This is a genomic window from Finegoldia magna, assembly GCF_018371055.1.
Taxonomy (GTDB): domain Bacteria; phylum Bacillota; class Clostridia; order Tissierellales; family Peptoniphilaceae; genus Finegoldia; species Finegoldia magna_I.
On sequence record NZ_JAGYZD010000028.1, the window covers coordinates 1 to 12392 of the forward strand.

Annotated in this window: 10 protein-coding genes; all 10 read left to right on the forward strand. The window is 26.6% G+C overall.

Annotated features, from left to right (window positions below):
- Positions 1 to 70: 70 nt before the first annotated feature.
- Positions 71 to 466 carry a cytidine deaminase gene (gene cdd / locus KHW44_RS02370; protein WP_094203625.1) on the forward strand — a complete coding sequence of 132 codons (396 nt, stop codon included), beginning with the start codon at positions 71 to 73 and terminating at the stop codon, positions 464 to 466.
- Positions 459 to 1343, forward strand: coding sequence for a GTPase Era (gene era / locus KHW44_RS02375; RefSeq protein WP_304065500.1), 885 nt, complete (start codon positions 459 to 461; stop codon positions 1341 to 1343). The genes cdd and era overlap by 8 nt, the downstream gene beginning before the upstream one ends.
- On the forward strand, positions 1343 to 2047 hold the full coding sequence (recO, locus tag KHW44_RS02380) for a DNA repair protein RecO (RefSeq protein ID WP_304065503.1): 705 nt from the start codon (positions 1343 to 1345) through the stop codon (positions 2045 to 2047). The genes era and recO overlap by 1 nt, the downstream gene beginning before the upstream one ends.
- Positions 2048 to 2056: 9 nt before the next feature.
- A complete protein-coding gene (locus KHW44_RS02385; RefSeq protein WP_304065506.1) occupies positions 2057 to 3745 on the forward strand; it encodes a glycine--tRNA ligase subunit beta in 1689 nt (562 codons plus the stop codon).
- A 10-nt stretch (positions 3746 to 3755) separates the two neighbouring features.
- On the forward strand, positions 3756 to 4547 hold the full coding sequence (locus KHW44_RS02390; protein ID WP_304065509.1) for a pyruvate, water dikinase regulatory protein: 792 nt from the start codon (positions 3756 to 3758) through the stop codon (positions 4545 to 4547).
- 89 nt (positions 4548 to 4636) lie between these two features.
- Complete coding sequence (locus tag KHW44_RS02395; RefSeq protein WP_304065511.1) at positions 4637 to 6070, forward strand: PASTA domain-containing protein; 1434 nt, start codon at positions 4637 to 4639, stop codon at positions 6068 to 6070.
- Position 6071: 1 nt separating this feature from the next.
- Entirely contained in the window at positions 6072 to 6746 is a 675-nt protein-coding gene (locus tag KHW44_RS02400; RefSeq protein WP_304065513.1) for a protein phosphatase 2C domain-containing protein, read from the forward strand.
- 56 nt (positions 6747 to 6802) lie between these two features.
- Entirely contained in the window at positions 6803 to 8188 is a 1386-nt protein-coding gene (gene miaB / locus KHW44_RS02405; RefSeq protein ID WP_304065515.1) for a tRNA (N6-isopentenyl adenosine(37)-C2)-methylthiotransferase MiaB, read from the forward strand.
- Position 8189: 1 nt separating this feature from the next.
- Positions 8190 to 10769 (forward strand): DNA mismatch repair protein MutS, encoded by a 2580-nt coding sequence (gene mutS, locus KHW44_RS02410; protein WP_304065517.1) that lies wholly within the window; start codon positions 8190 to 8192, stop codon positions 10767 to 10769.
- On the forward strand, positions 10762 to 12392 hold a 1631-nt coding region (gene mutL, locus KHW44_RS02415), incomplete at its 3' end, for a DNA mismatch repair endonuclease MutL (RefSeq protein ID WP_304065520.1). The genes mutS and mutL, both read left to right, overlap by 8 nt.

Below are 12392 nucleotides of genomic sequence, written 5' to 3' on the forward strand. Positions count from 1 at the left end.
GTTATAGTTGGTGGCATAATTGGGACATTAGTGGCAATATTATTATTTAAAGTAATTATTTAGGAGTATTATGGAAATTAATAAAATGTATAAAATTGCTTTGCAATATAAACAAAACGCATACACGCCATATTCTAATTACAACGTAGGATGTTGTGTCAAAGACATAGAAGGGAACTATTATGGAGGTTGTAATATTGAAAATGCTTCATTTAGCCCAACAATTTGTGCAGAAAGAACTGCAATTTCAAAAATGGTATCTGAAGGATTTAAGTTAATAGATACTATTTTAATAATTGGAGATTCTGATTTCACTTATCCTTGTGGGGTTTGCAGGCAAGTAATTAAAGAATTTTCTAATGAAGCTACAAAAATAATAATAGCTAAAAATGAAAATGAGTATAAGATTTATAATATTGAAGATTTATTACCTCATGGTTTTAGTGGAGATGATGTAAATGTTTAAATCTGGATTTATTTCAGTTATAGGCAGAAGTAATGTAGGAAAATCAACTCTTTTAAATAGAGTTCTAGGAGAAAAACTAACGATTATTTCTGACAAACCTCAAACTACAAGAAACAAAATACAATTGATATATACTGACGAAAATATGCAAGCAATATTTTTAGATACCCCAGGAATTCAAACACCAAAAAATAAACTCGGAGATTATATGCTCAAAGTTTCGATGTCAACTTTGAATGAGGTTGATGTTATAACATATATTGTAGATACTACTGAAGAAATAGGAAAACTAGACTCTGAAATTATTGAGAAATTAAAATTAGTTGATACAAAAATAATTCTATTAATCAATAAAATAGATAAAACATCAAGTGATAAAGTCAATGAATTAGTAGAAATGTACAGTAAAGTTGGAATATTTGAAGAAATAATTCCAATAAGCGCATTGAACGGAGATAATGTAGAAGGATATTTAGCTTCTTTAAAAAATAATTTGCCTGAAGGTCCAATGTATTATGACAAAGATAGCGTAACTGATCAACCTATTAGACAAATTGTACAAGAACTAATTAGGGAAAAGGCCCTAATGAATTTATCCGATGAATTACCACATGGAATAGCTATAACTATTGAAAAATTCAAAGAAAGACAAGACAGGAATTTAATAGATATAGATGCTACTATTATTGTTGAGAAAAAAAGTCATAAAGGAATGGTAATTGGGAAAAAAGGATCAATGATAAAAAAAATTGGAACTGATGCCAGAATTGATATTGAACAATTATTAGACGCTAAAGTAAATCTGAAACTATGGGTTAAAATAGATGAAGAATGGAGAAATAAAGATTCTAGATTAAGGTATTTGGGTTACAATTAATGGAACAAGATTACATCAAGACACAAGCTATTGTGTTGGAGCATATAATTTATGGAGAAAATTCTATAATATTGAACGTTTTCTGTAAAGAAGAAGGTATTATTGGGATTTTCATCAATAATATTAATTCCATGAAATCAATTATAGAATTTAATGTTCTGTCAGTGAATGATTTTACCTTAAAAAAAGGAAATCAATTCTATTATTTGGTGGATTATGATTTAATTAACTCTAATTTTAATATAAGAACTAACTATAAATCAGAATTATTTAGTTTGGTTATAGTTGATTTAATAAAGTCAATTTTTTACAATGAAGTATGTAATGCAAAAGTATACTCTTTAATATTGAAAACAGTAATATTCTTATCAAAATATTCGGATAATCAGTACGCTTTAATAAATGCGTTTGTATTGAAGCTAGTATCATATCTTGGGTATCAACCAAGTATGTTTTATGAAAATAGTCATAATAGGTTTTATTTAGATGGCGGATTTGTAGATTCCGATGGAGAATACTACCAAATAGATAATTTACATGCAAAATATATGATATACTTAATGAAAAATAGGTATGATGATATAGTTAATAAAAAGTTTGAATCTATAAATGAAAACGAAATTTTAAAAATTTTGCTAAAATACACGATGAACAATTTTGGAATTGAATATTTGGGGTCATTAGGTTACCTTGAATATTTGTAAGGAGAAATAATGTATAACTTATTAATAGATATAGTGACTAATAATATTCCTGAGAATTTTATAGGATTTATAAATAGATCGCTTGACGAAAAAATAAGAAAAGAATTAAAAAAACTGCAATTAGTATATTCAAGTATAGATTTGGATACAATAAAAGATCATTTTTTTATTTACATTACTAATTTAGAAAATACAGGATATACACTAGAAGATTATGAAAATGTAATAAATAAAGCTATTGATTCGATAAATTTCAAGTACAATTATGATTCAGAAAGTTTATCATTTAGACAGTCTATCTTATACATCAAAATTTTTAATGAAAAAGAAAATAAAACAATAAAATTAAAAGGATTAAAAGAAGATAAAGATGATAGCTTAGTTAATTCTTCTACTTTTAACAATTTTTCTTCAGAGTTACTAAAAAACCAAATCATATTAAAAAAAGAAGAAAGATTACAATCATTTGAAAAAAACGCTAATAAACTTGCTAGAGCAAATGGTTGTTCAATTATTAATAACAAAAGCATACTAAATGAATATGCAAATAAATTTGATTATCCTGTAAGCGTTGAAGGATCATTTGACGAAAAATTTTTATGTATCGATAAATCAATACTTTATACAGTTTTGATGGAAAATTTTACAGTATTACCGATGGAATTTGATAACGGAAATAGTTCAAACTTTTTTGTTTACGCTAAAAACAAGAATTCTGAAGATTCCCATGTTTTGATTCAAAAAATTAATGACAAATTAGAAGAAATAAATAATTTGATAAACCAAAAATCTGATAGAAAACTTGAAGACTTTGTTGAAGATTTGAAAACAGTCAATTATATCAATAATTATGGTAACTTTTATGACAAAACTCAAAGACTAATAAAGATATCAATTGAATTATGTAAAATGCTTTCAGTTAGTCAGGAAACTATTGATTCTGTTAGAAGGATAGCATTTTTATGTAAAGCGGATAAAGCTACTGAAATTGTGCAAAAATGTTCTTATTTACACGGGTTAATTGGAAGATTGTATGCTAAGTCTGATGGAGAAGATAAGATTGTTTACGACGGAGTATATGAACACATTAAACCGAGATTCATATCTGAAAACATTCCAAATTCAACTGCTGCTAGAATTGTTGCAATTTCTGACAAAATGGAATATGTTATGTCTTACATAATATCTAATAGTGATGATAATTTTAAATATAATTATAAGTTAAGAAAAACAATAACATCTGTGATTTCAATAATACTTAAATCAGAATTAGATTTTAATTTAAGTGATTTTATTACTAAAATTTTATATGTATTTCTCCAAGACAAGGGAATAGTAGATTATGAGTATTTTGAAAAAAGTATAAAAGAAATTATTCTTGATGTTTATAGAGATGAGTGTATAAAATTAGGTTATGATTTTGATGAAGTTGATGTGATAAATTATGATACTTTGAATATCTTTAAATCAAATCGTTTATTGACTAATCTTCATGAGTTAAATACAAAAAACAATGGTAAGTTAATGGTTCAAATTCTAAAGATGCTGGAAGCAAACTCTAGTGAGTGTAAGTATACTCCGATGGAATTAGATAACAATAATTTGTGTAATTTATTAGAAAAATTGGAAAACTGTTCTGATGAAGACTTACCTTACTATAAATTAATTTTCAAAGGTGTATTTAAGAAAATAAATTAAGGAGAATGTTATGAATAAAACCATGGCAGTTATTTCTGATTCTACAGGTGAAACAGCAAATCAAGTTTTGGATGCTGTTAAAGTTCATTTTGATATTAAAAATGTTAGAATAAAAAAATTCTCAAAAATTATTAGAAAAGAACAGATTGATAAAATATTAAACGATATTAATGGAGAAATTCTAATATTTTCAACAATCGTAGATCGTGATTTGATGAATTATTTAATTGAGAAAACAGAAATGAATGAATCGATTTATTTAGTAGATGTTTTATCATATCCTATTTTAGTTTCAAGTAAGTTTTTTAAGCAACAACCTAAATTTGATGTAGGATTGAATAGAAAAGTTGACCAAGAATATCTTGAAAAGATGGAAGCTTTAGAATTTGCCGTAAAATACGATGACTGTAAGGATAAGTTTGGTATTCTAAAAGCTGATATTATATTAATAGGGGTCTCAAGAACTTCAAAAACTCCATTGAGTTTGAACTTAGCATTCAAAAATTATAAAGTATGTAATATTCCAATTTTACCAGAAGTAAAAGTCCCTTCTGAATTATTCAAAGTTGATAAGAAAAAAATTATTGGTTTGATTATTGATTCTGATAAACTTAATAATATCAGGGAAAATCGAATGGCTAAAATTGGTTTGCAATTAGGCTACTCAGACGATTCAAGAATAGAAAAAGAGCTTGATTATGCAAAAGAAATTATGAACAAGATTGGCTGTAAAATAATTAATGTTACGTATAAAACAATTGACGAAACTTCTAATGAAATAATTTCATATATTGATAAATAACAGTAAAATTTAAGTTCTCATTTTTTGAGAGCTTTTTTGTTTTAGCTATTAAATTATGATAAAATATTAGGAGAATACTGGAGGCAAATGTGGAAAATAATAGATACGAAATTCAAAGAAAAATAAATGAAGACGAATTTTCTACGACATTTAAAGCATACGATAAAAAATTAAATAGATATCTTAGTTTCAAGGAATATAACGACAATAAATATTTTGATACATTAACAAATAGTTTAAAATCTTTATCAAACTTACATCATCCTAATATTCTGGAAATGTATGATTTAATTATTAGTTCGGATGATAAGTGTTTTTTAACTTATGAGTTTTTTGACGGAATATCATTGGATAATTTGTTCAAAAGAAAGGATGTTTCAGAATCTTTTCTATTTGATATTTTGAGAAAAATTTTACTTTCATTAATTTATTCAGAAAATAATGGAATATTTTTTGGGAATTTACGAATTTATAATATGTCAGTAGATGAAAATAATAATTTTAAGATTGATATTTTCAAAAACTTCGATGGTGAAAACTTTGGTAATAGTGAAGCTCAGTTAAATCATAATATTAACCTATTATTAGAAATTTTAGAAAATTCTAATATAGATATTGAAAATAGTAGTTTAAATAGTTTTTATCAAAATTTAAGAAATAACTCATATGATGATACTCAAGGTATTATGAAAGATTTAAATGAAATTAATAATTATAAAATGACAGGTTCAAATAATGAATCTATAGATAATACAATTAAATTAGATTTAAAAAATGAACATGAAAAAAATATGTCCTATAAAATAGATGAAAATTTATTTGAAGAAGAAATTAAGAATAAAAATAAATCTCATAATTATCTTAAATCTTTCTTAGTGTATTTTACATCTGTATTATTAGCTTTTATTGCTGCTGCAGCAATAATTTTTTACTATAATTTGAGGCCAAAAGCACCTGACTATGTTGGAAAAAACCTAAGACTTGCTGTTGATCAAGCTACAGCGAATGACATTGAATTAGTTGTGGATAAATCATTAAGCGTGGATAAGTCAGATTTTAATAAATATGTAGTTATTGGTCAGAGCCCAAAAGTTGGCGATAAGCTTTTATTTAAGAAAAAAATTAAGGTAGAACTTGGATTAGAAAAAGAAGATACTATGATTAATTTAATAGGTTTAAATTTGAAAAAAGCTAAAAAAGAGCTATCTAATCTAGGTGTAAATGTTAAGAAAGTTAGATACAAAAAAAGTTCAGTATATGATGAAGGTGTAGTAATTGACCAAAGCATTGAAGCTGGTAGAAATATTAAAAATGGAGATTTCATTACTATAACTGTAAGTTCTGGTAAAGCAAGAAAAACAGAAACGGTTGAAGATGAATATACTCCACCTGAAGAAAATGAAAGACCTAATGAAGATGAAACTGATAATTCTAGTGTAGATAATAATGATTCTAATTCAGATAATAATCAACAATCTGATAATGAAAATACTAGGAAAAACGATAATAACAGTGGGGAATAATATGGAGTATTTTTCGATTTCATATAAGGGTGATATCAGAGAAAAAAATGAAGACTACTATAAAAATGAAACTTTCAATGATTCTCAAATATTTTTAATAGCAGATGGTATGGGAGGATGCAAATACGGGGAAAAAGCTTCTGAAATTGCTGTTGAAGAGTTTTTGATTTGTTTTAAAAATCATTACGATGAAAAACTTAGCATGAAAGATCTAATTTATGGATCAATTCATCATGCGGGTTATAAAATTTTGGATTTCTCAAAATCAAATAATTGCCTAAATAATATAGGAACAACATTCTTAGCTACTATTATTAAAGAAAATACAATGTATTTATTCAATGTTGGAGATAGCAGAGCTTATTTACAAAATGAATATGGGTTTTTTCAAATATCAAAAGACCATGTAGTAAAAAATAATGAAAATTTTAAAAATGCTATAACAAGAGGACTTGGCTTTTTAAGTATGGATAAACCTGATTATATTATTAAGGAATTAAACTCTGATGATCAGATACTCATGGCTACCGATGGTTTTTACAAATTCATTGATAATAGTAGTATTGAATATATTTTGAAATCAAACTTAACCGTAAACGAAAAATGCAATACATTATTAGAAAATGTAATTAATAAATCCGATGATAATATAACAATTACATTAATTAAAATTTAAAAATTATTTATAAGCTATCGAATATCGATGGCTTATATTTTATAAAGGAGATTTAAATGGAAGAAAACAATAATAAATTAGCTTCAAATTCTTATGTTAATTTATTTATAAATAGACACGGACATGCTCCGACTTATTCGATAATTACACATGGTTGTCAAATGAACGAACATGATTCCGAAAAAATCAAAACATTACTAGAAAACATGGGATTTGAACAATCTGATGAAAAATTAGATGCAGACTTTATTATTTTTAATACTTGTTTGGTAAGAGAAAATGCAGAAATGAAAGTCTATGGGCAATTAGGAGCATTGAAAAACTTAAAAAGAGAAAATCCAGATATGCTTATTGCAGTTTGTGGATGTATGATGCAAACTGGCCCAGCGAGAGATATAATTAGAGAAAAATATCCACAAGTAGATATAGTATTTGGAGTAAATAACATAAATTCATTACCATATCTTATAGATAGACACCTAAGCAGTGGAAAATTAGTTGTAGATATTGAAAGAAAAGATGATATTGACGAAGATATTGCTATCAAAAGGGACAATGAATATGTTGGATATGTAAATATAATGACAGGATGCAATAATTTTTGCACTTATTGCATAGTTCCTTATGCAAGAGGAAGAGAACAAAGTAGATCTGTTGAAAGTATTTTATCTGAAGTGAAAAGAATGGTAGATCAAGGCTATAAAGATATAACTTTACTTGGACAAAATGTAAATTCTTACGGTAAAACACTTGAAAATCCTGTTACGTTTACGGAATTATTAACTAAGGTTAACGACGTTGAAGGACTTGAAAGATTAAGATTTTTGACAAGTCATCCTAAAGATATTTCGGATGAACTAATCGATGCTATGGGTAAATTAGATAAAGTTTGCGAAAACATTCATCTACCATTTCAAGCAGGATCAAATTCGGTTCTAGAAAGAATGCATAGGAGATATACTAAGGAATCTTACTTAGAAAAGGTAGAAAAATTAAAGAAAAGCGTAAAAGGAATTACTTTTTCAACTGATATTATAGTAGGATTTCCAGGAGAAACCGAAGAGGATTTTCAAGACACTTTAGATGTGGTTAGAAAAGTTGGATACGAACAAGCTTTTACATTTAAATATAACAGAAGACCGGGAACAAAAGCTGATTTATTCGAAGATCAAGTTGATGAAGATGTAAAACAAGATAGACTAGAAAGACTTTTAGATGTTGCTTATCCGATTTTTTACGAGAAAAACAAATCTTATCTTGGAACTATACAAGAAGTATTAATTGAAGGAGAAAGCAAGAATAATCCTGAAGTAATGACAGGAAGAACTAGGACATTTAAATTAGTAAATGTTAAATGTGATAAATCTTATATAGGGAAATTAGTAAATACGAAAATTGTAGATTTTAATTCTTTTGCATTAACAGGGGAAATGGTGGATTAATATGAGTTATACTCCTATGATCAAACAATACAAAGAAATAAAAGAACAAAACAAAGATTGTATATTATTTTTTAGATTAGGAGATTTCTATGAAATGTTCTTTGAAGATGCATTACTAGCATCCAAGGAACTTGAAATTGTTTTGACACAAAGAGACTGTGGAGAAAACCAAAAATGTCCAATGTGTGGTATTCCTTACCATGTTAGTGATGTTTATATTAATAAATTGGTATCAAAAGGATACAAAGTTGCTATATGTGAGCAACTAGAAGATCCCAAATTAGTAAAAGGTTTAGTGAAGAGAGGAATTATTAAAATCTATACTCCTGCTACAGTAATTGAAAATGAGAATTCTGACACTGGAAATTTTAATTACTTGATGAGTATTTCAAAAAAATCAAATGAAGTAGCTATTTCGTATATAGACATCTCAACGGGTGATGTTTCATATACTAATTCTACATCTGATGATATTTATAAAATAATTGAAAATGAGATTTCAAAAATTACTCCGAAGGAAATTATATTTAATGATCATGAGTTTTCAGCCAAATCATTAGAAACAATAGCAACTAAGTTTTCTATTGTATTGACAACTATTAATAATAGCACTAATGCTTTAGATTTCATTAATAGCAAGATAGAATACGATAATAGCAACAGTGAAACAACTAATATTTGTGTTGCGAATTTATTAAAATATGTGTTCAGATATCAAGGGGATTTAGTTCATATCAATAGCTCTAGTAAATATTATATTAATGAATTTATGGAGATTGATTCTAATAGCGTTATTAATTTAGAAATTCAAAAAAACTTATACACAAATTCTAAAAATGGTAGTTTGTTCGGAGTATTGAATCATACAAAAACATCTATGGGATCTAGACTATTGCATAGTTATCTAGAAAGACCATTGATGGATAAAGAAAAAATTCTAACTAGACAAAGTAGGGTTGAAGAAATTTTTGAAGATTATGAGTTATTAGTTAATTTAGAAGATAGTCTTGATGGTATATACGATTTGGATAGACTGATAGCTAAATTATCATATAAAAGTGCCAATGCCAAGGATTTAATTGCTTTAAAAGTTTCTATTGAAAAGATTCCATATTTAAAAACTCTCTTAAATTGCAACAAGAAAAACATACAATTAATAGGAGAAAAATTAGATGATTTAGGAGACATATACGATTTGATAGACAAATCAATAGTTGATGATCCTCCAGTAACTTTGACAGAAGGAAACTTAATAAAATCTAATTTTTCTAATGAATTAGATCAATTGAGGTATAACAGAGTTAACGGAAAAAATGAATTAGTAGAATATGAAATGTCTGAAAAAGATAGGTTAGGAATTAAAAACTTAAAAATTGTTTTCAATAAAAAACTTGGTTACTTCATTGATGTAACCAAATCTAACTTAAATAAAGTTGGAGATGATTACGAAAAAAGACAAACACTGACTAATTCATCAAGATTTAAAACTAAACAATTAGAAGCAATAGAATCAAAAATTTTAGATTCTGAGGATGAGATATTTGAACTTGAATATAAAATATTTGAGGATATTAGAAAAATAATTCTAAAAAATTTATCTAGAATAAAAAAATCAGCTGATTTGATTGCAATTATTGATGTATCAAATTCACTTGCTAAATGTGCTTACTTGAATAATTATATTAAGCCTGATATCAATACTTATGGATTAATTGATGTACTAGAATCAAGACATCCTATAGTGGAGTTGAGTGTGGGCCAATCTGAGTTCATAACAAATGATATTTTAATAGGATCAGGCAAAAATGATATACAGTTAATTACTGGACCTAATATGAGTGGTAAATCTACGTACCTAAGACAAGTTGCCTTGATTTGTATATTGAATCAAATTGGTTCATTCGTACCTGCTACTAAGGCTAATATATCGATTGTGGACAAGATTTTTACAAGAATTGGTTCAAGTGATAACTTATTTAAAGGTGAATCTACCTTCATGGTGGAAATGAAAGAAATGAGCAACATTATTAAATATGCAACATCAAATAGTTTATTAGTTTTAGATGAAATTGGCCGTGGCACATCAACATTTGATGGACTAAGTCTTGCTTGGGCTATCGTTGAATATATTTCAAAGAATATAAAAGCAAAAACTTTGTTTGCAACTCACTATCATGAACTTACAGAATTAGAAAAGAAGTTGGATAATCTTATAAATATGAAAGTCGATATAAAAGAAACTAATGACTCTATTATATTTTTAAGAAAAATTACTAGAGGTTCAACTGATAAAAGCTATGGTATTGAAGTAGCTGAATTAGCTGGAATGCCAAAGTCTCTTATAAAACGAGCAAAATCAATTTTAAAAGAAATTGATAAGGAAGACACTAAAATTGATTTACCAATTGCAGATTTTGCAGTTCCAAACGATGAGAACGATGAAAATAATATTAGTGAATTGGAAAACTTCAAGGATGAAATTCAAAATATTAACATAAATGAGATTACTCCTCTTCAGTCCCTACAACTGTTGAATGAGCTTGTCATTAAAGCTTCGAAATTAGGTGATAAAGATGATTAAGTTATTGTCAGAAGATACAATTCAAAAAATCGCAGCAGGTGAAGTTATTGAAAGACCTGTTTCAGTTATAAAAGAGTTGGTTGAAAACTCTATAGATGCTGGAAGTGATACCATTGTTGTAGAAATTAAAAATGGTGGAAAAGATTTTATATCTGTTAGCGATAATGGTTCTGGAATTGAAAAAAACGAAATAGAATTAGCATTTAAAAGACACTCAACTAGTAAGCTTGAAAAATTTGATGATTTGTATGATATAAGGACATTAGGTTTTAGAGGAGAAGCACTAGCTAGTATTCTTGCTGTGAGTAAACTTTCTGTAAGTACGAGAACAAAATCAGAAAAAATTGGGAAGAAAGTTGAGTTTAGAAATTCAAAAGTTATAAGTGAATCTGATGTTGCAATGAATGTCGGCACTAAAATAGTAATCAAAGATCTATTTTACAATGTACCTGTAAGAAAAAAATTTATGAAGACAGATCAGACAGAAGCAAATCTAATAACAACTACAATGTACAAATTTGCTATTTGCAACACAGATGTTTCTATTAAATACATTAAAGATAATAAGACTTTGTTTGAAACAAAAAAGAATTCTTCCATAAGGGAGAATATTATTAACTTATTTGGCACTTCAATGTCCAATAATCTACTAGATATTGATATAAATTCACGAGATTACAAAATCCATGGCTATATTTCAAATAATAATTTGTATAGAGCTAATAGACAGATGCAATATATATTTCTAAATGGTAGATTTGTTAAATCAGAAGACATTAGAAATACAGTAGAATCTAATTATAAATCTGTAATACCAAATGGGAGATTTCCATTATTTTGGCTGTTTTTTGAAATAAATCCCAAGCTTGTAGATGTTAATGTTCATCCCAATAAACAAAAAGTAAAAATTTCTATTTTAGATGAAATATTGGAAGAACTTAACAAAAAAGTTAGATTTTTATTAGAAAATAATGCAAGAATTGCAAATATTAGCCAGGCGATTTCTGATGATGATAAATACAAAGATTTAAGAAGAAATTATTTTGAATCTGATTCTAACTTAACTAACTATAAATACGATAAGGTATCAGAGCCAACTTATTCTTATAACCTTTTTAATGATAATTCAAAATTAAGCAATTTGAGAAATATAAAATATAAAGATGAAGCAGAAGATATTATCAGAAAACCAAAAACTACCGAAGATTTTTTTGGTGGTAACAAGATAGTAAATCAAGATAATTTATTTAATAACGATAGTGAACAAATTGAAGTGGAATCTTCTTTAAAAAAATATGAAAAATTTGATATACTAACAGTTTTATTCAAAACGTATATTTTAGCTAAGGATGAGTTTGATAGTAAAATTTATTTATTCGATCAACATGCTTGTCATGAGAGAATTAATTATGAAAAATTAACAAAACAAATGCAAGAAAACGAAGTAATATCACAAAATATAGCTTTTCCAGTTAATATATCTTTAACTGATGAATTAATGGAAATATATGTGAATAACAAGAGTATATTTGAAGAATTGGGATATGAAAGTGATGTTTTTTCAGATGATTCCGTTGTTATTCGTGCTGTTCCTTATTTATTTGGAAATTCAAATGCTGAGTT

Coding starts and splice junctions, on each gene's coding strand:
- cdd (WP_094203625.1), top strand. CDS start 71: ATGGAAATTAATAAAATGTATAAAATTGCTTTGCAATATAAACAAAAC.
- era (WP_304065500.1), top strand. CDS start 459: ATGTTTAAATCTGGATTTATTTCAGTTATAGGCAGAAGTAATGTAGGA.
- recO (WP_304065503.1), top strand. CDS start 1,343: ATGGAACAAGATTACATCAAGACACAAGCTATTGTGTTGGAGCATATA.
- KHW44_RS02385 (WP_304065506.1), top strand. CDS start 2,057: ATGTATAACTTATTAATAGATATAGTGACTAATAATATTCCTGAGAAT.
- KHW44_RS02390 (WP_304065509.1), top strand. CDS start 3,756: ATGAATAAAACCATGGCAGTTATTTCTGATTCTACAGGTGAAACAGCA.
- KHW44_RS02400 (WP_304065513.1), top strand. CDS start 6,072: ATGGAGTATTTTTCGATTTCATATAAGGGTGATATCAGAGAAAAAAAT.
- miaB (WP_304065515.1), top strand. CDS start 6,803: ATGGAAGAAAACAATAATAAATTAGCTTCAAATTCTTATGTTAATTTA.
- mutS (WP_304065517.1), top strand. CDS start 8,190: ATGAGTTATACTCCTATGATCAAACAATACAAAGAAATAAAAGAACAA.